Origin of the sequence: Shewanella surugensis, from assembly GCF_023284005.1 — a bacterium.
In the GTDB taxonomy this organism is placed as follows: Bacteria; Pseudomonadota; Gammaproteobacteria; order Enterobacterales; family Shewanellaceae; genus Shewanella; species Shewanella surugensis.
The window spans coordinates 1-26,966 of sequence record NZ_JAKIKS010000079.1; the positions used below are offsets into that span (position 1 = coordinate 1).

Consider the following 26,966-nt stretch of genomic DNA (forward strand, 5'->3'; position numbering starts at 1 on the left):
TTTCTTGAACTCATCTGTGTGTATTTTGCGTATTTTCTTTGTCATCATATTATACCTCGGTTAGTGATTTTACTCACTTAGCCGAGTGTCCGAAAGTACTGCCTAGGATCAGTATTTTGCAAGTGAGAAGCAAAGGACACGAAGCCGCAGTTGAACGAACAGAAGATGTTCAAGCCTTACAAGACTTCTACACGTCACTCACCTCAAGCCACAAGTTCAACGTTAGCCAACATGTATTAGCCTAAATCAAGAGCCTGTAAATAATTTCAATAACATTATATGAAAAGTAAAGGCCCTACTATCACAAGGAAGTGTTTGTAATGCTGAGCCCTATTCATCAGTATTACTCACTTTCAACACATTCCTCATCAATTACTCTCACTTTTTCTTTTCTCTGCCATCGCCACTCCACCCACTTTAGTCTAAGTCATTCTATTTTAGCCGATAAAACCGACATTCTCGTCAAAATGTGGTATCGATGTTAATCATAAAAACATATACTTGCCTGCTTATTTTTACTGCCTATTCAATACAACATAAAGGATTATGAGGAATTATCTGATGAGAAATATCATTATCACGTCACTACTTGCGCTAGCAGTGACCGGCTGTGTGACCAAAAAAGTCCCTATCATGCCTGAAGCTAATTCGGTAACAGCCATTACTGCGGCAAACGCGGCTGAAAATAAATGTGAATTCATCAAAACGGACACATTAACCACCAAGCATCCAAACAATGTCGCTCGGGAATTGAAAAATAAAACCTATGTCGCTGGCGGGAATCGCTATCTCATAGCTGAAGTGCTGGAGCGAAAAAAAGGCCGTCCGACCAGTGTTAAAGCGGTATTTTTTAGATGCCCAGTCGCTTACAATTACAAGGTAAAACCTGCGGGTAATGTGCAATTACTGCCTGGGGCAAACAGTGTTAAACCGATTGCCTTCTCAGAAATTGAAAATAATAACTGTAAAATCCTCACTACCCATATGATTGACAAGACCTCGCCTGACAGCCTAGAAGTGGAATTGTCGAATGAAACCTATATGCAAGGCGGTAACCGCTTCCACATCACCAAAATTGTCGATGCCAACCATGGCCGCCCGACATCCGTTGTCGCCGACATCTATCGCTGCCAACATCGCACAGTAGCATTTGAGCAATAAATAACTTACTTGCGCAATAAAAAATGCCGTTATGATTAATCATAACGGCATCCTTCTATCAACTTACGCTATCACCCCCAACTATAGATTCAATTACTCTAAATAAATTGAAGTGATTTTAGGTACTGTATTTCCAGAAATTGTGACACAATCGTTCGCAATCAGCTCTACCCGTTTATTAGACGCTTTGGCAGCCAACAGCATGGAATACATTTCTTTGGCTAAAAAATCAGAGAAATATAAGACGCCTGTGGTCTTTTTGCTACATTCTCCTCCTTCAAATGTCACATCATAAACATATAATCTTGACGTAGACTCTGTGTCAGAAATGAGCTGGAGTTTTTTACCAATCAAATCAATATAACCTGTACGCCCACCGCTGCCTGACAATGCACTAAAAGACACTAAAGTGATTAAACACGCTGCCAATAATTTTTTCATTGAACTTCCTTTAACTTTATCTGTTTGCACAACATTATAACATTATCTACCTATACAGTGGATGTGAAATAAAGCCTCAAAGTTGAGATTAACTGGGTTCTGGTAATCGATAGATGTCACGCTCCAAGTCATCGGGAAAGCGCTCTCTTTTCAATTTAACCCCGCCTAACCTTTCCACTAATTTTCGAGCCGCGACATTGTCATCGTTCATTTATCTCCTCACCTCTTGCCAAGCAAAAACCTGATAAGCGTGAGCAATAGCGGCTAAAGAGGCCTCTAGCGCCATGCCTCGGGTAATAACCACCAGGTTAGCTCACGCGGCCAGCCCTTCCCTTGCCAAAACCCACAAGTGCCGATGAGGTTAGCGGTTTCTTTTTCTTGGATTATCCATACCCCAAACCCGCTAAGATGCCATGAACCCAGATCGGCTTTCAACCGCGCCCACGTCTCTGCCTCCGTGATCGGCCCGCCATACATTTGGGATGCTTGTTCATCGGTATAAAAATCTGATTACATTGCAAATGCAGTCTTACTGGGAGGGATCAGTAATAGTCTATCCGTTTCTATTGTAGGGATCATATTAATGAGTACTCAGATGGATCACGCTTAAATGTGGATATTCATCATAGAACATCGGCAGGCCTTGCTCATTATTGATACCGAGAGTGAACCCTAAACTGCTCGCCTCCACTTTGGATAAATAAAGCATGATGTGCTGCGCGACATCGAGGAGTTTTTGACTAAAATGATCATAAAATTTATTGTTTGGAGACATCATATAAACCACAGCCCCCGGATCGGGAGCCGGTAATTTTTTGCTTGCCGACATCACGTTAATATTGTTGAATATGTCTTGAATCGACATACCTTTGGCAAGCATCGCTGTTTGATATTCATAAACAGGGAAAACCGAATTCATGGCAGCTTTATTTAAGCAAGAAGGCTCATAGCGTCCCTTACCATCTCTGAGCACTAGACAGACAAACTCATTCTTCCCTTGTATTTTTTGAACAAAGCGTTCCTTTTCCCAAATCATGTAACTGGCATCATTGGTGATATGCAAAGGGGCAGCCTCTTTAGCGCCTGCGATCTCTTGTTGGTATGCCTCTTGTTGATAGGCTTTCACAGAAAGTGAAGAAAATGATAAACACAAAACAAACACGGATAAATATTTCAACTTTCACCTCTCCTTGGTACTCATATCCAATCCCACTAAAATTATTTTAACAATAACTCAAATCGAAGTAACGCACTGTTTTTGCTTTTTAATCCCGTGCGAACACGGTTGTGACCGTCCGTGACAAGGACGTCACGGCCGAAGCTATAGGGATATACTTGCGCTGTGTCACAAGTGTGTTTACACATAAGCCTGCGGCAGGCAATTAACTACCATGCAAATTCGACTCAAAAGTACATTTAATCAATACAAAATAAACTAAGGAAGCACATAAAGAATGTAGTCCGCTTTCATTTAAAAGCTTACTCACGTTGGGCGTTATGGAGATTGTTAGAGGGCGAAGGCCATCACAATGGCCTCTTTGAGCGAGAGATACGGCCGTTATTTAGCGTCCTTGCTATCACGGCATTCGTGAATCCATTCACATCGATGCTGAACTGGCGTTTAAACAGGATGTTGTTATGCGCAAGCAGTCTTCCTTGCCTATTCTTATTACTAATATGAATGGGAACTCACGACCTTCAATTAAATAGAGTTTAATTGATAAAAATGCCATCAGCCTTCATTTTAAAGTGACGATAATAGCCGTGATCTACAACAGCGTAAACCACGACTAAACTGATAATCGACTCACGCTTAGTCTATCAGTGATAAGCCTGCATTCATGAATACAGAGCAATGATTACCCTTGCAATGGTTAACTTTATAGTCGTTGACGTACGGCTTCAAATAAGCACACACCCGTTGCGACCGAGACGTTAAGACTCGAGACTGAACCCGCCATTGGGATCGACACTAAGCTATCGCAACTTTCTCGGCTTAAACGACGCAGGCCTTTGTCTTCAGAGCCCATAGCCACCGCGATAGGACCGGTTAAGTCGGCTTGATAAAGTTCACAATCTGCCTCACCGGCGGCGCCGATGATCCATACGCCTTGCTCTTGCAGGCGCCGCATGGTGCGAGCTAAATTGGTGACTTGAAATAAAGGCACAATTTCAGCCGCGCCGCAGGCCACTTTACTGACTACGGGTGTTAAGCCGACTGAATTATCTTTCGGTACAATAACCCCCTGCACACCTGCCGCATCGGCGTTACGCAAGCAGGCACCGAGATTATGGGGATCGGTCACCCCATCTAAAATCAACAAAAAAGGCGTCTTGCCTTCATCCGCTTTGACTTGAGTGAGTAGTGCATCAAGTTCATTTTCACCGAGCACTTTAGCCGCTTTGACTTTAGCCACAATCCCTTGATGCTGACTGCCATCGGCTTTTTCATCCAAGGCTTTACGGGAAGCATACTGCACTGACACACCGTATTCGGCAGCCATGGCCAGTAGCGGCGCTAAACGTTGATCGTCACGCCCTTGCAATACCCACATTTCAATCATGCGTTCAGGGCTATGTTGTAATACTGCACCGACAGCATGAATACCAAAAGTTATATCTTGTTTCTTCATTTACTTCTTACTCGCTTTACGCTTAGTCGTCTTCGCCTTTTTAGACGAAGTCTTAGATTTTTTCGCTGACGTAGTCGCCGTTTTAGCCGCAGAATTAGCGGGTTTGGCATTAGTGCCTCCGGCTTTACTGCCATTGGCTTTGCTATTACGGGGCTTGCTAGCACTTTTGGGTTTACGTTTTGTCGATCCGCTATCGGATTTATCTGTGTTACTTTTTCCACTTCGACTGCTTCTCGCATCAGAGCTAGCAAGCTTAGCTCCTTCGCGATTGACTCGCTCTCTTGCTGTTAAAGGCTTACTTGCTTTACGGCGACGGCTTTTATCTTCCCCCACCATCATGAGATCAATCTTACGATCATCCAGATCTACCGCAGCCACTTTAACCGTCACCGCATCACCGATTTGATATACCTGTTTAGTCGCTTCACCGACTAAGCGTTGACGCATATTATCGTATTGGTAGTAATCACTGCCTAGACTAGATATGTGTACTAAGCCTTCAATAAAGAGGGTATTTAACCGTACAAACAGACCAAAATGTGTCACTGAGGCAATGACCGCTTCAAAGGTATCACCCACATGATCTTGCATAAACTCACATTTAAGCCAGTCATTCACATCACGAGTTGCTTCATCGGCGCGCCGCTCGGTGGTTGAACATTCCACGCCCAATTGATCGAGCTCATCCAACTGATAATGAAAACCGCCATCGGCTGTCCATTTATCTTGGCCAACCCCAGCTTCCTTGGCTAACAGATTACGGATCACTCGGTGTAACACCAGATCCGGATAACGCCGGATAGGCGAGGTAAAGTGCGAATAAGCCTCTAATGCTAAGCCAAAGTGTCCTTCATTATCTGGCGTATAAGTCGCTTGACGCATAGAGCGTAGCAGCATGACTTGTATCAGTTCAGCATCGGGCCTATCGGCCACTCTCTCCATAATTCCTTGATAATCGCTAGGCTTGGGTTCAAGCCCACCACTCATGCTCAGCCCACGCTCAGCCAGAAAGTCTTTAAACTGACTCAGTTTTTGCTCTGAAGGAGATTCATGCACTCGATAGAGTACTTCCCCTTTATGCTTTTGAACAAATTTTGCCGAGGCTACATTGGCTAAGATCATGCACTCTTCGATGATCTTATGCGCTTGATTACGCGTACTTGGCACGATTTTGTCGATTTTACGCTGTTCATTAAAAATAAATTGGGTTTCTGTGGTTTCAAACGCAATCGCGCCACGCTGAGCTCGGGTGCCATTTAAGGTTAAATACAGAGATTGTAACGTTTGTAGATGCGGGAAAACCCCTTCATGCGCAGCGCTAATTTCTCCACCTTCAAGCATGCCAGCCACTTGCGTGTACGTTAAGCGAGCATGTGAATGCATCACAGCCGGATAGAATTTATAACTCGATAACTTCCCTTTGGCCGACACGGTCATTTCAGCCACCATGCATAAACGATCCACACCCGGTTTTAGCGAGCATAAACCGTTAGACAGTTTCTCGGGCAGCATGGGGATCACTTGTGAAGGGAAATAAACGGAGTTACCTCGCGCTCGCGCCTCGGCATCTAATGCCGAACCCGTGCGCACATAATGACTCACATCCGCAATCGCCACCCATAAACGCCAACCGCCGCTTTTTTTAGTCTCGGCATAAACAGCATCATCAAAATCACGGGCATCTTCACCATCGATAGTGACTAACGGCAAATGCCGTAAATCGATACGACCGATTTTATCTGCTACTGTGACTTCATCAGGAATACGACGTAGCTTTTTCTCAATCACACTTGACCAAGTATGGGGTAAATCATAATTGCGCAGCGCGATTTCAATTTCCATGCCCGGCGCCATTTGCTGACCGAGCACTTCAGTGACTTTACCAGCTGCTTTCACATAACGACCTGGGCGACGAGTGAGTTCCACCACCACCACATCGCCTTGGCGCGCACCTTTTCTGTCTTCTTCAGGAATAAGGATTTCTTGAGTGATGCGTTTGTCATCACCAATTACAAATCCCATACCTGCATCGAGATGAAAACGGCCCACTAGGGCGGCAGCACGTTGCTGGACTAAACGCACAATACGCGCTTCGCGGCGACCTTTACGATCGACCCCTGCTTTTTGTGCCAAGACCTTATCACCGTGAAAATACATCAACATGTCACGGTTATGGATATAGAGGTCATCGCCTCCTTCTTCCAATTTTAAAAAGCCAAACCCATCTCTATGGCCGATAACGGTACCCGTTAACAGATCCATTCTTTCAGGTAATCCGTAAGATTTACCTCGAGTAAAGACCAACTCCCCATCTCTTTCCATTGCCCGCAAGCGACGTCTTAACGCTTCAACTTGCTCTTCACTCTCAATCTTCAACGCTAAGCCTATTTGCTCACGATTTTGAGGTGATGTTTGGGCGCGTAAGTGTTCTAAAATAAACTCACGGCTAGGAATGGGGTTTTCATACTTTTCTTGCTCACGCTTTAAATGCGGATCTTTGATCATTCATTATCCAAAATATTTGTGCAGGCCCCGTGGCCGACACTTAATTATAAAATTCAAGTCTGCTTTTTCGCTCTCGCCACCACACTGGGGGGCATCCGCTTTTCAAGCAGCTTTAATAATTGTAAGGCCTGTTTTTTTTCAGCCTCATCATTAAAAACAGCGTTATATAACCAATGAAAGGCTAATTCATAATCCACTGGACTACCCACCCCTTCACTCAATAAACGCACTAGGCTCAATCGAGCCGATAAATCGCCGCTCGCGGCGGCAGGCAGTAAGTAGTTTACCGCCCTTGATTTATCTTGGATCACAAACTGACCCATTTGATAATACTCTGCCATTTTCATCATGGCTTCGCTGCAGCCTTGGTTCGCAGCGCTGCGTAATAATGCGATCCCACGTTTGGGATCTCGCTTAACGCATTGCCCATAATTAAGCATTTCGCCCCATAAAAACTGATACAGGGGTTGCTTGAGGACGTTCGCTCTCGCTTCGATATCTTGCACTAATTGGCAATTATCACGCTTAACTTGCTGCAAATATTGCTGATGTCTAATCAAGTATAACAAACGCTCTTGGCTATAGATCTCGACAGCCATAGTGGTTGCAACGCTCAAAAAAGGACACACAGCGAATATTAGCGCTAACACATAACCTAGCATAAAAACTCCCAATGACAATCTACAATATTCTCTTTCATGTCATCGGCTCAAAGGCGTATTTCTTAACGCTAAGTTTCAAAGGTCATTAACAATAGATGTGAAATACAATCGCAGGGTTAAGGTAAGCTTGATACTCTATTTTAATACTTGGCTATTTTCTGGTTTACTCTTCGCTTTTTAAACTTTAGAACAAGGGGGGAATCGTCAATAGCACTCCCTTGGTCAAACAATAAAAAGGCCGCTAAACGCGACCTTTTCTATTAACTAAACGGATTCACTAGAATCATGGTCTCGTTTCTATCCGGACCCGTTGAGATAATATCAATTGGCGTATCTAACAACTCTTCAAGACGCTTAATATAATTAATCGCCGCGGGTGGCAATTGATCAATCGAGGTCGCACCAAAAGTCGTTTCGCTCCAACCTGGCATGGTTTCTAAAACAGGGGTCACCTGCTCATAACCTTCCGCTGCAGCAGGTGTCACAGTCGCAATAGAGCCGTCTGGATATTGATAACCCACACAAATTTTTACTTCTTTTAAGCCATCTAATACATCTAGCTTCGTTAAGCAAAAACCGCTCACACTGTTAATTTGCACTGCACGCTTCATGGCGATGGCATCTAACCAACCGGGACGACGTTTACGTCCGGTAGTGGCACCAAACTCATGCCCTTTAGTGCCAATATAATCACCAATTTCACACTCAAGTTCTGTTGGGAAAGGTCCCGCACCCACACGAGTGGTATACGCTTTCATGATCCCAAGCACATAATCAATATGGCGAGGACCAAAACCAGAACCCGTTGCCACGCCACCTGCGGTGGTATTTGAAGAAGTCACAAAAGGATAAGTACCGTGATCGATATCTAATAATGTGCCTTGTGCGCCTTCAAACAAAATCGCTTCGCCAGCCTTTCTCGTTTGATCCAATAGCTCTGTCACATCAGTACACATACTTTTCAAGTAATCTGCAATAGCGAGTGCGTCAGCTAATGTCTTGTCATAATCGACCGCTTCTTCACCATAATACTCAGTCAACATGAAGTTGTGATAAGCCATCACATCTTTCAGTTTTTCAGCAAACAATTCTGCATTAAACAGATCGCCTACTCTGAGACCACGACGAGAAACCTTATCTTCATACGCAGGGCCAATACCACGACCAGTGGTACCAATCGCCTTATTTCCGCGCGCTTTTTCACGTGCTATATCAAGTGCACAATGGAAAGGAAGAATTAGAGGACATGCTTCTGAAATTAATAAACGTTCCTCTACAGGGACGCCACGCTCTTTAAGCATGTTAATTTCAGACATCAGTGCATCTGGAGCCAAGACTACGCCGTTACCGATGATGCATTTAACATCATCACGTAAGATGCCTGACGGAATTAGATGAAGAACGGTTTTATCACCATCGATAACAAGTGTATGACCCGCATTGTGGCCACCTTGATAACGAACGACATATTTTGCCTGTTCGGTAAGAAGATCGACTATCTTACCCTTTCCTTCGTCACCCCATTGGGTGCCGAGAACAACTACGTTTTTGCCCATTGTTTGCTGTAAGGTTGCGATTAAAGCAGGATTCTAACAGATCTTTAGGGGATAATGGCAAGTAATTTATGCAAAAATAATCAATAAAATAATACCAGCGGTCACAAAATCCTCCCCTATACGTCGTAGAACTTCCTGATTTTGATTTGAAATTTCTCTCAAATAGGCCTGCCAGCGTCGAGGAAATAATAAGGGACCAATCCCTTCAATAATGAACAAAAGTGCTAAGGCCAACATAATTGATTCGAATGACATATTTTTATTCTCAAAAGTAACATCAATAAATTCATCTTATTTTCACATTCAGTTGCATAAACTGACCCATCAATACATTCGACAGTCTATTACTCTTTGCTGATGACTCCTGCAACAACCTGTGGCTTAACACAAAGCTTATGTCGTGTCGTGAGCAGAAAGGAGCCATTAAAATGTGTTGCATGCTTTAAAAGGTGCCTACATTCCCGCAATCAGGCGCCTTAAATTGATTGCTTTTACTGACTCTGAAAACATGCATCTTAAAGCATGACGGGTATAAGAGGAGTAGACAAATCATAGACAATAAAAAACCCAGCATAGGCTGGGTTTTTTGCATTCTGAAAACGAATTAACGTTTTGAGAATTGTGGTTTACGACGTGCTTTACGTAGACCCACTTTCTTACGCTCAACTTTACGCGCATCACGGGTTACGAAACCAGCGGCACGAAGTGAAGGACGTAATGCTTCATCTATTTGCATCAGTGCACGAGTAATACCGTGACGGATTGCACCTGCTTGGCCAGTGTTACCACCGCCCTTAACAGTCACATAGATGTCTAGTTTATCAGTCATTTCAACTAGCTCTAGAGGTTGACGAACAACCATACGAGCTGTTTCACGACCAAAATACTGATCTAGAGGTTGTTGGTTAACAATAATGTTACCCGTACCTACTTTAACGAATACACGAGCAGTAGATGTTTTTCGACGGCCAGTGCCGTAATATTGAGTTGCAGCCATTAGCTTAATCCCGTTTAGATATCAAGAACTTGAGGTTGTTGTGCAGCATGGTTATGTTCAGTACCAGCATAAACTTTTAGTTTACGGAACATGGCACGGCCCAAAGGACCTTTTGGTAACATACCCTTAACTGCCTTCTCGATAATCATTTCAGGCTTATGATCTTGCAGCTTTTCAAAGGTGATTTGCTTAATGCCACCGATGAAGCCAGAGTGTGAATAATACACTTTACCCTTGGCTTTGTTGCCAGTAACAGTCACTTTCTCAGCGTTAATAACGATGATATAGTCACCAGTATCTACATGAGGCGTGTACTCTGGTTTATGCTTACCACGTAAACGTGTAGCAATTTCAGTAGCGATACGACCCAAAGTTTTTCCTTCGGCGTCAACAACGAACCAGTCACGAGTTACAGTTTCTGGCTTAGCAGTAAAAGTCTTCATTTACAAAAACCCAATGTTAAAATTCTGTCTCAACATGCTATCTACTATAAGGAGTAAATAACACAAATAGTGCCATTCCCCGCCCCTTCGAGCAAAAGTTCAGGCTTTACAACTTCCACCTTAAAGATGGAATAACGAGGGCAGGTCGCGGATTATAGACAAATATGGAGCAAAAATCACCTCCTTTCTGCGCTATTTTCACTAAAAAGAGTGAATATCGTAATTTAACCCTACCCTCCCTATACTTAAGGTTAAGGTTAAGGTTAAGGTTAAGGTAAATGCGCCAATGCCAAATACTCATGGGACTGCATTTCCGTTAACCGAGAGCGGCAACGTCTAAATTCAAATGCTAATAGGCCATCAGAATAAATCTCTTCCAATGAGACTTCAGCCGAAATGATTAATTTGACATTACGCTCATAAAATTCATCGACCATAGCAAGAAAACGACGCGCAATATCATCACCGGTTTCTTTATCACCCATTTTTTTTACGCCACTGAGTAAAACACTGTGGTACAAACGGGCCACTTCCATATAATCTCGTTGGCTACGAGGCCCATCACACAAGGCTCTAAAATCAATTAATAATACACCTTGCGCTTGTTTTCTGATGTTAATATCACGCCCATCAATATCGATAGACAGCGTTGATATTTCAGACTCTGGGGCTAACTGAGTAAAATAGTTTTGTAAATTTTCATCTGCAGCGCTATCCAGAGGAAAATGATATATTTCAGCTTGCTCTAAGGTTCGCAAGCGGTAATCGATACCCGAGTCTACATTCAACACTTTGCAATGCTGATTAATCAGTGCAATAGCCGGTAAGAAACGCGCCCTTTGTAAACCATTACGGTAAAGATCATCAGGAATAATATTTGAAGTCGCGACTAACGCTACGCCCTCGGCAAATAAGGTTTCAAATAAGGTGCCCAATAACATGGCATCGGTAATATCCGAAACAAAAAACTCATCGAAACAAATGATCCTATATTGCTCAGCCATACGCTTGGCGATTAGGACCAAGGGATCTCGCTGACCTTGTAACTCAGCCAAATCCTCATGTAATTGATGCATAAAACGATGAAAATGTGCCCGTAATTTTTGCTCACCTGGCAGTGAATCGAAGAAAGTATCCATCAAATAGGTCTTTCCACGTCCCACTCCGCCCCACAAATATAATCCCTTTACCGGCTTTTTCTTGGTGCGACTATTCATAAAAAAGCGCAATTTAGTCATCTTACTTTGCTTGTTATCGAGTGCAAGCAAATCATCAAATACGGTTTGTAAGGATTTTACGGCTAATGCTTGCGCTGGATCAGGTGAAAAGTCATCACGCGTTAAATCTTGTTGGTAATGCTGCCAAGGGGTTAATTGCGACACTGAAATACTTCTCTTTTTATTAACAAAGACCAAGGTAAAATAATACCCATCGAATGAAATCGATTGTTCACCAATATTCACTTAACGGGAATGCAGATAAAGAGTATCACGATACGCAAGGACAAGGTATATTTGACGACTGGCATATGTAGCAATCCCTAACGCTAAATTGAAAATCCGCATTTTTAATTGGCTGGGTTATAGCGCTTAGCAATCATTTGTCATTCCCCCAAGTGAAATGAACATGCTCATTTCACTTGAGTACTACCATTCTCAATGGACATTTAAGGAATCAACATGCAATGGGCATTAACCCTCAGTGGGTTTATATTTGGTCTGTTACTCGGATTTGCAGGTAAGACCTTCTTAATCCGCAATAGGCATTCTCGTCAAAACGATGATGCCTTGACCCAAACCAAAATAGAGTTTAGTCAATATAAGCAAGAGGTGACGGATACTCTTGATGAACAGCACAAGCAGCTCAGTTCGTTGACAGAGCAGCTGAGTGATATGAATCAAAAATGGAATGAAGCCAGCCAAATATTGACTCCTAATAGCGACAAGCTCTTGAGCACTTTAGTCAAAAACGATAGCGCGGTTGATACCACGTCTTAAGTTTCTTTATCTACGGAACGGATAAATATAACCTAAACTAAATTAAATTAACCATAAATGAACTTTATTCGCATTACTTGAGTCCGATTCGTTAAACTGTTACGAATACTTAATGTTCATGACGAACCTCTTTCTTATCATGAGCCAAGAACTGGAGCCATACATAGATGAAAACCAAATTATCTGTATTTTCAGCCGCTATACTCGGCGCAACATTAATGATGACACCCGCTATATCGACCGCTGCCATTCCTCAAGCTGTCGATAATAAGCCGATGCCAAGTCTCGCTCCTATGCTAGAAACGGTAACACCCGCCGTCGTATCGGTTGCGGTGTCAGGCACTCAAGTTTCTAAACAACAAATTCCCGATGCATTTCGTTATTTCTTTGGCCCTAACATGCCACAAGAACAAGTGCAAAAAAGGCCCTTTAAAGGGCTAGGCTCTGGCGTCATCATTGATGCAGACAAAGGCTATATTGTTACCAACAATCATGTTATCGATGGCGCTGACAACATTCTTATTGGACTCAGTGATGGCCGTGAAATTGAAGCTAAATTAATCGGTACCGATCCTGAGTCTGATATCGCCTTACTCCAAATAAAAGCCAAAAAACTCACCGCAGTGTTTTTTAGCGATTCCGATAAACTCAGGGTGGGTGACTTTGCTGTTGCCATTGGTAATCCCTTCGGATTGGGTCAAACAGTCACCTCGGGCATTGTCAGTGCACTAGGGCGTTCCGGACTGGGTATTGAAATGCTAGAAAATTTCATCCAAACCGACGCAGCTATTAACAGCGGTAACTCGGGGGGGGCACTGGTCAACCTCAATGGGAACTTAATCGGGATCAATACCGCTATTGTTGCACCTGGTGACGGCAATGTCGGCATTGGTTTTGCCATTCCATCGAACATGGTTAAGAGCCTTGTTGAACAAATAATCGAGCATGGTGAAGTTCGCCGTGGCGTCCTTGGGGTTGCGGGTCAAGACTTAACCAATGATCTCGCTAAAGCCTTTGGACTCAAAACTCAACATGGCGGTTTTGTTAATGAAGTCATGCCTGACAGTGCAGCCGCTAAAGCGGGCATTAAAGTCGGTGATATTATTGTTAGCGTCAATGGCAAAAAGATTAAAAGCTTTCAAGAGCTACGCGCTAAAATCGCTACTCTAGGGGCTGGGGCCAAAGTGACTTTAGGGCTCATTCGCAATGAAAAAAACCTCACCGTAACTGCCACCTTAGGAGAATCTGTTCAATCAGAAGAAATGGCATCGGGCTCAGTACACCCCATGCTAACGGGAGCCACTCTTGAGAATGGTCAATCTGGTGTCGAAATAACGGAGGTCGCTGCTGGATCCCCTGCGGCTGAAAGTGGGTTAGTGAAAGGCGATGTTATCATCGCCGTCAATCGCACAGCGATCAAAGATCTTAAATCCCTAAAAGCACAGCTTCAAAATCGTAAAGGCACCGTCGCCCTGAAAATCCGTAGAGGCAAGACTAACCTTTATCTCATTTTACGTTAATTCTCGTTAAACATCGCGGACGCCCACATTCGTGTGCGTCCGCTTTTTTGTTTTATTAACAAACATATAGACATTGCATCACTTCAACCAACTGTATTTAAAAGAATGTTTATATTAGCCATCACTCAAATGGATAAATGAATTAGTTTAAGGACAAACGCCTTAAACATGTTAATCTTAGCCATCTTTCTACTTATTTTTTTTTTCATGATCATTAAAAACAGCTTCATTTATCTATCTAAAGCCGTTGTTTTCGGTTTCATTATTGCCGCTATTTTTTTATTTGTCCTCCCGGTTTTAACCGATAGAACCACCAGTGGTAGTTCCTTTTTTAGCAATGATGTCAATGAAGCTCATGAAATGTCTTTCACCAAAGCCGTTAGACGTGCTGCTCCCGCAGTCGTTAATATCTACACTCTGACCGTTGATAAAGACAACCCTCTCAAACCCGGCTCACTGCAAGGTCTAGGCGCTGGGGTGATCATGAGTAAAGAAGGCTATATTCTCACCAATTACCATGTCGTCAAAAAAGCCGATGAAATCGTCATTGCACTTCAAGATGGACGTCAATTCACTTCTGAAATTGTCGGATCCGATCCCGAAACCGATTTATCAGTATTAAAAATTGAAGGGGATAATTTACCTGTCGCCCCACTCAACTTAAATCAACCTGCACAAGTTGGTGACGTGGTTCTCGCCATCGGTAACCCTTATAACTTAGGTCAAACCATTACCCAGGGCATTATCAGCGCAACGGGTCGAAATGGACTCAGCTCAGGCTATTTAGACTTTCTACAAACTGACGCTGCTATCAATGCAGGTAACTCAGGAGGCGCTTTAATCAATACCCAAGGCTACCTTATTGGTATCAATACGGCTGCCTTTCAAGTCGGTGGTGAAGGGGGTGGGCATGGCATCAACTTCGCGATTCCGATCAAACTCGCCCACAGCATTATGGGCAAACTGATTAAAAATGGCCGAGTGATCCGCGGAGCATTAGGCATCAGCGGTGAGGCTGTTGGACCCGTAATGACTCAACTACTGAATAAACCCAACTTAACAGGGGTAGTGATCACGGGTATAGATACCAGCGGCCCAGCGGCCAAAGCAGGTCTAAAGACAAGAGACGTGATCACCCGCTTTAAAGGCGAAAATATACCTGGCGTTGAAATGTTAATGGACAGAATCGCTGAAACCCCACCCAATCAAGAAGTCACCATGACAATCATAAGGGAAGGAAAAAGCTTTGATGTGCCGGTTATCATCGGTCAAAAGCCCGTCAGCTATAACTGATCCTTTTCTAAAGGATCGGCTCTCTACAATAATCTCAGTCTGCTATTCAACTAGCAGACTGAAATAATCCATTGGCCTCAATGTCTAGAAAACAATGAAACAGCATTGATATACCCAATCCTTTGAAACACCAGCATAAACCAATATCAGAAATCAACAACCTCTCAGCGATAACGGCTCCTTCTATATCAATATCAATGCCGCAGACGCTCCAACAATCAAAAGACTCAGCCAGCTTAATAAACTGCAATATATTGATCATTCACAAAGCGTTTGATCGCGCCAGCCCCGCCATCGCCTGTTGTTTTATCGCTTGATTGATCGTTAGGTTTTTCTTATAAACAGGCAAGCGATCCAATGTCACTAAAGTCTCTTCATAGGCCTTAATCGCTTCTTCTCTATTGCCTATCAAGGCTAACATCTCCGCTTTCTTCACTTTCCATTGAGGGCTGGCGAGTAAATCTGGCGGTAACCGGGCTAGCGTCACTAACGCCGCTTGATGCTGATCATTACGGCTAAAAACATCCACCAGCAAAGTGAGATAGCTTGATATTGGACCCTGTTTAACAATGCCCACTTCTATGCCTGCTACAATTTCAGCCAACAATGCCTTCGAGTAAGGTAAAGCTTGAGTTTGCATTAACGCTTGGGCTCGCTGATGATACATCGCAGGTGAAGCATTAGTCTCTTTTGCTATCGCTTTATCCCAAGCATCAACGCTAGTGCGAAATGCATTTTGCTGCCAATACACCTTCGCCAAAGCGGCATATCCCTTCGATGAATCAGTCAATGTCACGTATTGGCTTAAGGTTTTCACGGCATCGTCATAGCCTCCTTGTTCAAGATACAGCAAGCCTTGCCAATATTTCACTGCATGTAAATCAGGATCGATTTTAACCGCTTGCCGATAATCCATTAAAGCCGCTTTCATATTATGACGCTCTTGATATAACCGCCCTCTTGCTAAATAAAGCGTCGCATCATTTGGCGTGATAGCCAATTGATGCTCTAAATTATCGAGCCGACTGCCCGAAGTACCATGCGCAAGAATACCTGAGCTGTAGAAACAACATGCTACGCTCAAACTCAGCAGCTTAACACTCATACTGCTCAAACGAATGTTTCTGAAACAAGCAAGCCGATAACGCAATAAATCTGAAAAATTGATGATGAGTCTGTTCATGACGCCTCCATGCAAGCATTATGTTGAGCGAATATGACTAAATGACTAGTCATGATATTCAATCTTTAACTTAGGTCGTTGTGTCCAAGTTGCATACTCACTGGAGCGCATATCGATGCCATTACTGCTGCCCGCACTTTCTATCATCATGCCATGATTAAGGAGACTGCCTTGGATCCAACCTTGTACTAAGGTGATCGCTGCGGCATTGAGTTCAATGTCATACACGTCAGTACTCGATGGTGTAAAACTGCCTAATAATACGCCTCTATGACTCGTCGGAGCGGTATTATTCCATGTAGCTGTATTTTCTGACCAAACCTGCTCCATGGCACTCAATCGATATTCGCCACTACTGCGATTAAACACATCTAATTCTACAAATACCCCCGTCACAATCGCCGTATCAGGGATCGATGACACATCCCATTGTAATAATGTCACTAACTCATCATTACTGCCGTCATTACCATCAGCAAGAATTTCATCATCATTCCCCCAAAAATCATTTGGATTACCTGATGCAACGTATGTGTCTTGATTACCCACATAACTCGCTAAACCATTTTGTAATTCAGCAAGCATATTGCCTGAGTCACTCACCATCACCATTTGAGACCGAGCGTGAGCTGCACCACTATCATCAAACACCGTTAATTTGACGGTGTAAGCTTGATAGCCACCATAATGATGAGTAGGGCTGGGAATATGAGCCGTTTGCCCATCACCAAAATCCCACAGCCAAGCAACAATACTGCCATCAATATCCGAAGAGCTATCAGTAAAATTCACCGCTAGCTGATTAACTTGATAACTAAAATCAGCATTAGGGGCTTCATTATCCGTTTCGTTTTCAATATAACTGATGACTAGTTTCGGACGACTCGACATCGTCGCATACTCACTGGAACGTAAGTCGACTCCATCGATGCTGCCACTACTTTTTAACATGACACCTTGGTTTATTTGCGTTCCATCTAACCAAGATTGGACCAAATCAATCCCAGCTTGATTAAAATCTAGCGTCAGACCGCCAACAGGGACATCTGAAAAACTGGCAATATTCACTCCCATACTGCTGCTTGGATCCACATTATTCCAAGTAACACTGGCTTGCTGCCAATCACTTTTCATTTGCCAGAGATCATAGTGACCACTCGATGCATTAAATAACGACAACTGTAGTTGTACTTCCGTCACCACAGCATTATTCGGTAAACTGCTCAGATCCCAGCTTAATAAACTGATTAACTCTCCATTAAAGCCATCGCTACCATCAGCGAGTAACATCTGCGCGACACCCGTATTATCATCGGCAATTCCCGACCCAATATACGCATCTTGGCCCCCCGCATAACCATCAAGACCTTGTTGAAAGCTCACCTGTTGCAAACGTTCACGAGTGAAAGCCTGCTGGGTATTAGCAGCAATTTCATTGCCACTTAAATCAACAATATTATTCATCGTCACTTGATAAACCGTGTCATATTCCAAATCAGATGTGCTTAATAACACACTATTAAGACTTGCTTGCCTCTGAGCATCGGTAACCGTTACACCATTATCAATGACAAAATGACTTATGTTTTCAGCACTTTGTTCGGTCACACTTTCACTGAATGTCACACTGACCGTATTCGCCCCCATGCCTTCAACATTTGTCACTGTTGGCGCCATCACATCAGCCCCTTTACGTAAGGTATAATAATCAGTGACGTTGCCATTACTGTTCAAATATTTCGCCGTTATTTCATAGCCATTGATATCGAGAACAACCGAGCCTAATTGATTTAATGACGTAAACATCGCTGGATGATCTAAATCTCCGCCTGAAATCTTCCCCGAGCTACCCGCAACGGTATACACCGCGCCCATATTTACTCCACCGTCAATTTTTTCATAGGCTCCGTCACCGTCGCTGTGCCCACTCCCCGCATTAATTTGATGACTCGCATTAAAACTGGATGAGTCACCATAATGACCATCGATTAAATATGAACGTTCATAAGAATGACTATGACCACTGAATACCAAATCAACCCCATAGCTCTCTAAGGTAGGCAGTGCATTTTCTCTCATATCAATAAGCTGAGACTCGTTATCTGAATCATGAGAGCCTTTGCTATAAGGAGGGTGATGCCAAAAAGCAATGGTCCAAATTTGAGTGTTGGCCGCAAGATCATCAGCCAACCATGTCATCATCGCACCATTCACACTGCGATCGGTTTCATAGGAATCGAGGCTAATGAAATGAATATTGCCGTAATCGAAAGAATAATAGGCTTCCGTTCCCGATGCGAGTCCACCCGCCTCCCCTTGGCGTGGCAATGAAAAAATATCATAGTAAGGACCCGACTCAGTGTCAGAATCAGCCGAATAACCATCATGATTACCTAACGTCGCCCATAACGTCGAGCGCCTTAATAACTCTGGGTACATATCAAAAACGGCGTTTTGATACTCATTATCGGTACCACTGTTGTAAGCATTATCCCCGAGCATGATCCATAGTGACGTCGCATCGCTGCCTTCATGGTTCAAATAGGCGTTATATACCGCTTGGGCATTGGTATTGGCCGTTCCCGCATCACCAATCAACCATACCCTCGTCGCAGCATCGCTACCCACAGGGGGAGAAGTCATAAACCGATATTCCAACTCGCCTCCTTCAAGAGTCTCCGTTTCTGTGCCAATGGAATAGTAAAACTGACGACTAGCATTAAGCCCCGTTACGCGGACTTCATGTTCAGTACGGCTCCCTGACATCACCACAGATTGATCTAACTGATCAACCGTTATGCCATAACGCACCACTGAGCTGGTCGACACATCCGTACGCCAACGTACTGTGACACTTTCATGGTTTGCCATTTGTAAATACGGCCCCCGCGTGACTGATGCAGCAGTGGCGAGCAAAGGTAATAAACAAAAAACACCGATCAACATCTGGTAAAAATAATAAGCTTTGCGCATAGAATTATCTTCCCTGTTGGCTCTCAATATGCTGAAGAGCTAAGATTAATGTCTCAATTTAGGCCACTTATCTGGATTCGTCATATCACTAAATCTGTTGAAAATTCAGAATCCATCTGACTTAAGGATCTCCAAAACTTAGTGAGTACTAAATAAATTAATAACCACTGATTAAGTAAATTCGATTATACAAAGGTGTGCTCAAAAAACACTCACTCAAAAGGCTATTTATTGATGCAGAAAATAAAAGAAAATGGTGATAGGGAAATGAATAGAAAATGCTTGTGTAAAAATAAAAATCATCAGGTGGAAGAATAGCCTCCCACCCTTTTTAGCAGCCTTTGATCTTACAAGGTTGCCAATTTATCGACAATAACCCCCACACCAGTACGAACCGGATCAACACACACTAAACCCGTTTCACGGCTTATCTTCGCTATCACATCAGAGGCTTGCTCTGCTGACATTTTAGAGGTATTAACACAAACTCCGACACATTGCACTTTGGGATTAGTCAAGCGAGCAGCCCCTAATGCAGTATCGATAGCATCTTGTAGTTTCGGTATCGGATAATGCATTAAATCGACGACATGAGCTCTCAAAGGATCGTGACACAATACAATGGCGTCAGGCTGACTCCCATGTAATAAGCCTAAACTCACCCCAGCATAAGAAGGATTATGCAGTGATCCTTGTCCTTCAATTAAATCCCAATGGTCGTCATGGTTATCAGGTGATAACCATTCCGCCGCACCAGAAATAAAGTCAGCAATCACCGCATCAACGGCCGCACCTTTTCCGGCAATAAAAATACCCGTTTGTCCCGTGGCTCTAAACGTCGCATTCATGCCCCTTTTGTGCATTTCTTGCTCTATTGCTAAGGTGGTAAACATCTTGCCCACATTGCAATCCGTACCCACTGTTAACAAACGTTTACCACTGCGCTTGACCCCATCACCCACCGCAAAGGTTTTTTGAGGATGACGAATATCCAAAATTTGACGACCATGTACATTAGCCGCAGTTTGTAACATATCAATATCGGCCACTTTAGTATGTAGACCACTGGCAATGTCCATTCCCGCTTCCAAAGCGGCTTTTAAATGTGGTAACCAGCTTTCTTTTAATAATCCACCATGGGGCGCAACCCCAATCACTAAAGTCTTCACGCCTCGATCTGCCGCTTCTTGCATGGACGCTTCAGGTAAGCCTAAGTCCACCTGACAACCCGCTAGTCTAAATTGCGCCACACAACCTTGTCCACGCCAATGGCAAATACCTTGCGCCGTCTTGGCAAACTCACTGTCACCCAAAAAGAGTAAATAAGGTTTTTTAATATTCATACTGCTTTCCTCAACTGAGCGGAACTCATTCACTTTATTAACTTGATTAACCCCATAACCCTTGGTGATTGGGATAGACTAAACCTTCTGCATATTTCAATGCTACGTCACGATCTCGGCCCATTAATAATGGACCATCGAGATCGACATATTGGCTATGTTGTGCAATGAGGAGTCCTGGGGCCATAGCCAGAGAGGTACCTACCATACAGCCCACCATTATTTCAAAATTCATCTCTTTGGCTTTTTTGAGTAACATCATTGCTTCAGTCAAGCCACCAGTTTTATCTAACTTAATATTCACCATGTCATATTTCCCCACTAAAGAGGCCAGATCGAGGCTCGTGTGACATGACTCATCGGCACAAATCGTCATGGGATGCTTAATGCTTGATAAAATATCATCTTGGCCTGCACACAAGGGCTGCTCGACCATTTCAACATTATTCTTATGCATCACATCCAGTAATAATTCGATCTGATCGGGACTCCAAGCTTCATTTGCATCGATAATCAAACGCTGATCAGGCAGTACATCACGAATGGCAGCAATCCTATCGATGTCTCCTTCGCCACCGAATTTAAGCTTTAACACCGCATGCCCTTTCACTTTTTTCGCCGCTAGCGCCATGGCTTGAGGCCGATCTAAACTAATAGTAAAAACCGTATCCACAGGTTTAGGCTCTGACATATCGAAGTACTGCCAAACGGGCTTGTGTTGCTGTTTACTGACTAAATCCCAAAGTGCACAGTCAACAGCATTACGCGCCGCACCAGGTCTCATCAATGCCTGTAAACTCTGCGGCGTTAGAATAATATCAGGATCATCTTTTAATCGTTGCTGTAAAAGAGTAAATTGCGAGATAATCGACTCGACTGACTCACCATAGCGAGCAGTGGGTGAAGACTCGCCATGACCCATATGTTGCCCGTCACTCGCCTCAACCACTAAGACATCTTGACAACTGGTGCTTTCTCGGGAGATAACAAATGGCGTATCGAGCACCCATTTTTCAGAATACATTTGTAATTGCACAATCACATTTCCTTTTAATCGACACCCTAAAGGGCTTTCATACTGCTTGAGAACAAAAGCTATGTTAACAAGAGTGCGAATGATGAAATCCACAAACTGATAGTTATATTTTAGGTATTCCCTCAGTTTTTTGTGAAAATACAGGGTTTTCTCTATCTTTAGGTAATAAAGTCTTATATAACAAAATAGTAGATAAGCACATGCAGAGAGTACATATCGCCTTATGGTAAAAAAAATCAAACTGGATCGATATGATCTGAAAATACTATCTGAATTAAAACAAGATGGTAGAATGACAAAGGTCAAATTAGCCGATGCCGTAGGCTTATCGGATACCCCTTGTTCACAAAGGCAAAAAAAACTAGAAGAGAAAGGATTGATTAAAGCCTATCATGCCCAAATTGATTATGAGCGCTTCGTTGACATTAACTATTTCATCGTCGAATTTGCATTTATCGACTTCTTTCCAACAGAAAGAAGCCGTTTTCTCACCACAATACAGGCCATGCCAGAAGTCGTTGAGATCAAAGCGGTCCTCGGCGAAGTGGATTACTTTCTGACCTTCGCGGCAAAATCAGTCCAACACTATCAATCCCTCATAGAAGCGTTGCAAGCAAAAAACTTTACTTTTGAGTATACTAGCCATGCGGTAAGCAAAACGGTAAAAAATGAATTCGATGTCAAATTACTCGATTTACTCTCAGTATTAAAATCTTAATTAACCAAAACAGATCATCAAATAAAAATAACGGGTTTTAAATATCGTTAATGGATATCACCACTAAGATTTGTGACCCCTTCCATTCACAGATCAAAAAGTGGTTAACGCACTCTTAAATTTGTATTTCCTCAGGTTTAGATCTTTACTTGGACATAGATATATCACAAAAAGAACAACCGCTATGGATAGCCATTCCCCTATTTTACCTCAAGATGCATCGACAACGCAGCAACATGAAAGAGCCCATTCTCTTGATCAACAAAGAAAAATATATCAATGGAACACCCATTCCCCCAATCTAATGGGCGTCCCCCTAGTTAACCAGCTAACAGAGGATGAACAACCCACAGTGGAATGGAAAAGCCTAGTTAGTATTACCTTATCTGAAGTGATGACCAATTTTTTAGCCGTGATCAGCGATTTCAATCTTAGATCAGATCTCAATATTAATACGCAAGCATTAACCACCAGTCATAAAATCATGCTGCCTATCGTCGAACATTTAAAGCAACATCAAGCACCGCATCATCATTCACTGTGGCACACCTTTATGCACCTCATACACCACACTGAATTTGATAGAAAAAACTTAATGAATGAGGTTGAAAATGTTGCTTGGCCGGAAGTGAGTAATAGCCTCAAACATATCGAGATAATATTGCATCAATTAGAAAGAAATAATACCCAATCTGGCCAATCACTTGAAGATTATCAGCAACTTTTTAAAACCATTAGATTGCCTCGAATCGCTAATAAAATGAAAAAAGATCATAGTTTTGCTAACTTAAGGCTCGCAGGTCCCAACCCCATGCTGCTGAAAAGTGTGACACAACTGCCATTAAACTTCCCTCTCACCAATGACATGATTAGTCACCTATTCATTGGTCATGATAGCCTCGAAAAAGCCCTACTCGATCAGCGCATTTTTATTTGTGATTATAAAGCACTCAGTGCCTTATCAGAACAAACAGGGGTTTTCCATAAACGTAAAAAAAGCCTTAATGTGCCTATCGCGGCTTTCATGCTCTGTCCCAATCGGCATCATTTCATTCCAATTGGAATACAGTTAACGCAAGATCCCAACCAAAGCCCATTATTCACCCCGCCTTGCCATGCCGAGTCAGACTCTATCTGGCAATATGCCAAAAATAGCGTCAACTATGCGGATGCAAACTATCATGAGCTCTTTGTTCACCTTGGCCGAACCCATCTTGTGGAAGAAGCCTTTGCCATCGCCACTCATCGGCAGCTGCCCTGCAGCCATCCCATTAACCGTTTATTACTGCCCCATTTTGAAGGCACTTTATTTATCAATTCAGAACTTGAGTCTGAACTGATTACCGCTCATGGTCCCATCGCTAATATTTTTGCTGGTCAAATCACTGCCACCCAACAAGCCGCCATCAAAAATAGGCTGTCTTTCGACTTTGCCGCAGCCTACCTCCCCACAGAATTAAGCCGCCGTGGTTTGTTCGATCCACAAATAATGCCTTATTTTCCTTATCGAGATGATGGGCTCAAAATTTGGCACGCTATCGCCCAATGGGTTGAAAATTATGTCTACCTGTATTATGAAAGCGATAACCACGTTATCACCGACAATGAACTCCAAGCTTGGCATAGCGAAGTCAACTCTCTGGGGAAAATTCACAATATTCCGACACTAAAGAGTCGGCATATATTATCCGAAGTATTAACCATGGTCGTTTTCACTGCCAGCGCACAACATGCTGCGGTTAACTTTCCACAACGTAATCTCATGTCGTTCTCACCCGTCATGACAGGTGCCCTATGGGATAAGCGCCCAACCACTAACAGCGTCGATAAAATGTGGTTTAACACTTTATCTCCCATCGTTATCGCGCTCGAGCAACAAGTCATGTTAACCTTGTTAGGATCAATACATTATCGTAAACTGGGTGAGTATAAAGATAATCATTTCCCTTACAAATCGTGGTTTAAAGATAAAAAAGTCACCGAAGCCAATGGACCCTTAACCCAGTTCCAAAACCAATTGCTACGTGTTGAGAACGACATACAAACCGCAATTATCGCTAGGCAGTCTTACTATCCCGATGCCGAGCCTTACGATTATTTATTACCCAGTAGCATTCCTTGCAGCATCAATATTTAAAAACTTTTATCCGATTAAAATCAATCGTTAAATAATCCTGAATACAATCTTGCTTAACCTTAAACTAGATTGCGCGCAATCTAGTTGCAAATGGAATTAATAAGCGCTATAGTTAACCCCAGATAGATTGCGCGCAACTTAAAAAGCAGTAACACGCTTTACCCCATTTTTTATGACAGTAATGACAGCACTATACTGACACCACCTTTGAGGCACATTATGAAAACTCTATACCAAACTAGCGCTACCGCATCTGCAGGCCGTAATGGCGAAGTGAACACCAATGATGGCCAGCTGTCATTATCACTCAGCTATCCAAAAGAAATGGGCGGCTCAGGCGCGGGCAATAACCCAGAGCAACTTTTTGCCGCTGGTTATGCCGCCTGTTTCTCTAATGCTATTTTACATGTGGCGCGTGAAGCCAAAGTCGCGTTAACAACGGCACCGGTCACCGCAGAAATAGGAATAGGCGCCAGTGATACCGGCGGATTTGCCTTAACAGCCAGCCTGGCTGTCACACTCGATTTACCCCAAGCACAAGCTGTGGAACTGGTTAAAACCGCTCATCAAGTGTGCCCGTACTCTAATGCCACTCGTAACAATATCGATGTGGGTTTAACGGTGAATGGTGAATGGTGAATGGTGAAAAATTTAACATTTACGATTAGGGAATGTTGATTTCCAAGTTCTTTCTTTAAAGAACGACAAGAGTCACTCCCTCCGATCCAGCGCCATTAAACAAAGCAGCGCCATTTTTTAATGGCGCTGCAGTTATGCAATAAAACTAAAATCCCCCCCTAAACGAGTAACATCGCAGTGGCAATAAATTAAGCTGAAAACTCATCTCAATGGGGCTATCATGCCAAGACTATTACCCAATATTGAGACCATACAATGACCTCTCCTCGCATTGATGCCGTTATTTTCGATATGGATGGTGTTTTAATCGACTCCGAACCCCTTTGGCAACAAGCCGAATTTGACACCATGACAGCGCTGGGCTTGCCCATTAACTATGAAGACACCTTGCAAACCACTGGGCTAAGGATCGATCAAGTGGTCGAGTATTGGTATAAACGTTATCCGTGGCCTGACTATCAAGGAAAAGATAATAATCAAGCCGTTTCGCAGCGCATTGTCAATCAGGTCATTACCGCCATCGATCATGATACCAAGCCCATGCAAGGGGTTATTGAGGCACTTAAATATTGTAAAACACAAGGGATTAAAATCGGCCTTGCAACTTCATCGGCATCATCAATGATTGAAGCTGTACTCAGTAAGTTTAATATCACACCCTATTTTGAAGCCACCCAATCGGCAGAGCACCTTGCCCATGGTAAACCGCATCCCGAAGTGTATCTTAACTGCGCGCAAGCTCTTGGGATATCGCCACATCATTGTCTCGCGATTGAAGATTCGTTCAACGGCCTGATCGCCGCCCGCGCCGCTAACATGCAAACCATCGCCATCCCTGCGCCTGAGCAGCAACATTTACCCCAATGGATCATCGCCCACCAGCAGTTAGCTAATTTGAGTGAATTGGTGGGCTATCTAGAAAAGAGTAGAAGAATGCGTTAACGTCAAGAAGCAGTAAAGAATAGGCAAGTAAAGAGACCTAGATCTCAGCAATAAGCGACACACGTTTAGCAGCATCCAAAGTCATTTGATCCTGAACACTTTTTGGTTTACGGCTTATCACATTTCCAAATTTGTCTACGCCCTTTGCAACAAGTAATTGTTAATAGTTTGCTAAAGGGCCCAAAGTTTCATTTGTAAAGTATCTAGTATCTTCATCCGAGGCTGGCTCCATACCACAGAAGTACTCAGCCATACTATGATCTCTAGCAATCTCTTTAGCATGATGATGCAGTTCTACCACAAGCGCCGTCATATCAATATTATCAACTTCTTTAGAATCAAAATTGAAATCAATATCGTAGTGGTCTCCATATTTAACCAGTCGTAACAATACGTTTGGCAGAGTGATACTACCAATATTCATACCATTCAGACTAATTAGCGCGCTAATATCACCATCAAAATTCAATAGGTTACTTAATAAATTCATGTCAAGCTTATCTTCATTCATTAGTTCAATATTTTCGCTACACTGAATATTAATAATTCTTCTAGACGTCGAAACCAATAACATTAAGAGCTGAATTACCTTGGTCTTCAGTACATTTTCAAATACAACTTCAAGCAAACTTGACATATTAAGCCTCAATCAACGAACCCTTTAAACGTGGAATCCATCCCTGTACACGACATTTTCTTGTTCACCATATGAACAGCTCAATCTTTTTGGGCTGAATCGGTCTTGGGATGAGTAAATTCAAACAACGGTTAATGGTTTTTATAACAC

At 43.0% G+C, this 26,966-nt stretch carries 27 protein-coding genes; 9 read left to right on the plus strand and 18 right to left on the minus strand.

From position 1 onward, the window contains the following. Nucleotides 1-38: 38 nt before the first annotated feature. Nucleotides 39-245 (plus strand): hypothetical protein, encoded by a 207-nt coding sequence (locus L2764_RS17500; RefSeq protein WP_248941615.1) that lies wholly within the window; start codon nucleotides 39-41, stop codon nucleotides 243-245. A 316-nt stretch (nucleotides 246-561) separates the two neighbouring features. After that, on the plus strand, nucleotides 562-1,161 hold the full coding sequence (locus L2764_RS17505; RefSeq protein WP_248941616.1) for a DUF1471 domain-containing protein: 600 nt from the start codon (nucleotides 562-564) through the stop codon (nucleotides 1,159-1,161). A gap of 93 nt (nucleotides 1,162-1,254) precedes the next feature. Here L2764_RS17505 and L2764_RS17510 read toward each other — a convergent pair whose 3' ends face one another. The 12 genes from L2764_RS17510 to zapE form a co-directional block, all read right to left on the minus strand. Next, entirely contained in the window at nucleotides 1,255-1,602 is a 348-nt protein-coding gene (locus L2764_RS17510) for a hypothetical protein (RefSeq protein WP_248941617.1), read from the minus strand. 88 nt (nucleotides 1,603-1,690) lie between these two features. Beyond that, nucleotides 1,691-1,813: a hypothetical protein gene (locus tag L2764_RS27830; RefSeq protein ID WP_283107063.1), complete on the minus strand. Its 123-nt coding sequence runs from the start codon at nucleotides 1,811-1,813 to the stop codon at nucleotides 1,691-1,693. Between the two features lie 65 nt (nucleotides 1,814-1,878). Further along, entirely contained in the window at nucleotides 1,879-2,079 is a 201-nt protein-coding gene (locus tag L2764_RS28280; protein WP_376708444.1) for a GNAT family N-acetyltransferase, read from the minus strand. Between the two features lie 103 nt (nucleotides 2,080-2,182). Further along, nucleotides 2,183-2,779, minus strand: a complete 597-nt coding sequence (locus L2764_RS17515) for an SH2 domain-containing protein (RefSeq protein ID WP_248941618.1) — start codon at nucleotides 2,777-2,779, stop codon at nucleotides 2,183-2,185. Nucleotides 2,780-3,482: 703 nt separating this feature from the next. Further along, nucleotides 3,483-4,235: a 23S rRNA (guanosine(2251)-2'-O)-methyltransferase RlmB gene (rlmB, locus tag L2764_RS17520; RefSeq protein WP_248941619.1), complete on the minus strand. Its 753-nt coding sequence runs from the start codon at nucleotides 4,233-4,235 to the stop codon at nucleotides 3,483-3,485. Then, nucleotides 4,236-6,740 carry a ribonuclease R gene (gene rnr, locus L2764_RS17525; protein ID WP_248941620.1) on the minus strand — a complete coding sequence of 835 codons (2,505 nt, stop codon included), beginning with the start codon at nucleotides 6,738-6,740 and terminating at the stop codon, nucleotides 4,236-4,238. Nucleotides 6,741-6,793: 53 nt separating this feature from the next. Then, complete coding sequence (locus L2764_RS17530; protein WP_376708445.1) at nucleotides 6,794-7,402, minus strand: tetratricopeptide repeat protein; 609 nt, start codon at nucleotides 7,400-7,402, stop codon at nucleotides 6,794-6,796. Nucleotides 7,403-7,662: 260 nt separating this feature from the next. Continuing rightward, nucleotides 7,663-8,958 (minus strand): adenylosuccinate synthase, encoded by a 1,296-nt coding sequence (locus L2764_RS17535; RefSeq protein WP_248941621.1) that lies wholly within the window; start codon nucleotides 8,956-8,958, stop codon nucleotides 7,663-7,665. 66 nt (nucleotides 8,959-9,024) lie between these two features. After that, nucleotides 9,025-9,213, minus strand: a complete 189-nt coding sequence (locus tag L2764_RS17540; protein ID WP_248941622.1) for a DUF2065 domain-containing protein — start codon at nucleotides 9,211-9,213, stop codon at nucleotides 9,025-9,027. A gap of 349 nt (nucleotides 9,214-9,562) precedes the next feature. Beyond that, nucleotides 9,563-9,955, minus strand: a complete 393-nt coding sequence (gene rpsI, locus L2764_RS17545) for a 30S ribosomal protein S9 (protein WP_248941623.1) — start codon at nucleotides 9,953-9,955, stop codon at nucleotides 9,563-9,565. Between the two features lie 14 nt (nucleotides 9,956-9,969). Further along, on the minus strand, nucleotides 9,970-10,398 hold the full coding sequence (rplM, locus tag L2764_RS17550) for a 50S ribosomal protein L13 (protein ID WP_248941624.1): 429 nt from the start codon (nucleotides 10,396-10,398) through the stop codon (nucleotides 9,970-9,972). A gap of 269 nt (nucleotides 10,399-10,667) precedes the next feature. Continuing rightward, a complete protein-coding gene (zapE, locus tag L2764_RS17555; protein ID WP_248941625.1) occupies nucleotides 10,668-11,780 on the minus strand; it encodes a cell division protein ZapE in 1,113 nt (370 codons plus the stop codon). Between the two features lie 297 nt (nucleotides 11,781-12,077). Here zapE and L2764_RS17560 point away from each other — a divergent pair, with 297 nt between their 5' ends. The 3 genes from L2764_RS17560 (at nucleotide 12,078) to degS (ending at nucleotide 15,208) form a co-directional block, all read left to right on the plus strand. After that, nucleotides 12,078-12,395 (plus strand): Z-ring associated ZapG family protein, encoded by a 318-nt coding sequence (locus tag L2764_RS17560; RefSeq protein WP_248941626.1) that lies wholly within the window; start codon nucleotides 12,078-12,080, stop codon nucleotides 12,393-12,395. Between the two features lie 167 nt (nucleotides 12,396-12,562). Beyond that, nucleotides 12,563-13,915 carry a DegQ family serine endoprotease gene (locus L2764_RS17565; protein ID WP_248941627.1) on the plus strand — a complete coding sequence of 451 codons (1,353 nt, stop codon included), beginning with the start codon at nucleotides 12,563-12,565 and terminating at the stop codon, nucleotides 13,913-13,915. A 207-nt stretch (nucleotides 13,916-14,122) separates the two neighbouring features. Next, nucleotides 14,123-15,208, plus strand: a complete 1,086-nt coding sequence (degS, locus tag L2764_RS17570; protein ID WP_248941639.1) for an outer membrane-stress sensor serine endopeptidase DegS — start codon at nucleotides 14,123-14,125, stop codon at nucleotides 15,206-15,208. Nucleotides 15,209-15,254: 46 nt separating this feature from the next. Here the strand turns inward: degS and L2764_RS17575 are convergent, their stop codons facing one another. From L2764_RS17575 to dgcA, 5 genes are all read right to left on the minus strand, one after another. Then, nucleotides 15,255-15,470 carry a hypothetical protein gene (locus L2764_RS17575; RefSeq protein ID WP_248941628.1) on the minus strand — a complete coding sequence of 72 codons (216 nt, stop codon included), beginning with the start codon at nucleotides 15,468-15,470 and terminating at the stop codon, nucleotides 15,255-15,257. Next, nucleotides 15,471-16,391 carry a tetratricopeptide repeat protein gene (locus L2764_RS17580; protein WP_248941629.1) on the minus strand — a complete coding sequence of 307 codons (921 nt, stop codon included), beginning with the start codon at nucleotides 16,389-16,391 and terminating at the stop codon, nucleotides 15,471-15,473. Nucleotides 16,392-16,436: 45 nt separating this feature from the next. Further along, on the minus strand, nucleotides 16,437-19,364 hold the full coding sequence (locus L2764_RS17585; RefSeq protein ID WP_248941630.1) for a DNRLRE domain-containing protein: 2,928 nt from the start codon (nucleotides 19,362-19,364) through the stop codon (nucleotides 16,437-16,439). Between the two features lie 347 nt (nucleotides 19,365-19,711). Then, nucleotides 19,712-20,707: an N-acetyltransferase DgcN gene (dgcN, locus tag L2764_RS17590; protein ID WP_248941631.1), complete on the minus strand. Its 996-nt coding sequence runs from the start codon at nucleotides 20,705-20,707 to the stop codon at nucleotides 19,712-19,714. Nucleotides 20,708-20,753: 46 nt separating this feature from the next. Continuing rightward, complete coding sequence (gene dgcA, locus L2764_RS17595) at nucleotides 20,754-21,743, minus strand: N-acetyl-D-Glu racemase DgcA (protein ID WP_248941632.1); 990 nt, start codon at nucleotides 21,741-21,743, stop codon at nucleotides 20,754-20,756. 223 nt (nucleotides 21,744-21,966) lie between these two features. On the opposite strand from dgcA, the gene L2764_RS17600 reads away from it, so the two are divergent. From L2764_RS17600 to hxpB, 4 genes are all read left to right on the plus strand, one after another. Then, nucleotides 21,967-22,461: an Lrp/AsnC family transcriptional regulator gene (locus tag L2764_RS17600; protein ID WP_248941633.1), complete on the plus strand. Its 495-nt coding sequence runs from the start codon at nucleotides 21,967-21,969 to the stop codon at nucleotides 22,459-22,461. Between the two features lie 184 nt (nucleotides 22,462-22,645). Further along, nucleotides 22,646-24,598: a lipoxygenase family protein gene (locus tag L2764_RS17605; RefSeq protein WP_248941634.1), complete on the plus strand. Its 1,953-nt coding sequence runs from the start codon at nucleotides 22,646-22,648 to the stop codon at nucleotides 24,596-24,598. Nucleotides 24,599-24,817: 219 nt separating this feature from the next. Beyond that, nucleotides 24,818-25,237 carry an organic hydroperoxide reductase Ohr gene (ohr, locus tag L2764_RS17610; RefSeq protein ID WP_248941635.1) on the plus strand — a complete coding sequence of 140 codons (420 nt, stop codon included), beginning with the start codon at nucleotides 24,818-24,820 and terminating at the stop codon, nucleotides 25,235-25,237. 255 nt (nucleotides 25,238-25,492) lie between these two features. Next, entirely contained in the window at nucleotides 25,493-26,179 is a 687-nt protein-coding gene (gene hxpB / locus L2764_RS17615; protein WP_248941636.1) for a hexitol phosphatase HxpB, read from the plus strand. A gap of 160 nt (nucleotides 26,180-26,339) precedes the next feature. Here hxpB and L2764_RS17620 read toward each other — a convergent pair whose 3' ends face one another. Beyond that, on the minus strand, nucleotides 26,340-26,816 hold the full coding sequence (locus L2764_RS17620) for a Cdi1I family immunity protein (RefSeq protein WP_248941637.1): 477 nt from the start codon (nucleotides 26,814-26,816) through the stop codon (nucleotides 26,340-26,342). Between the last annotated feature and the right edge of the window lie 150 nt (nucleotides 26,817-26,966).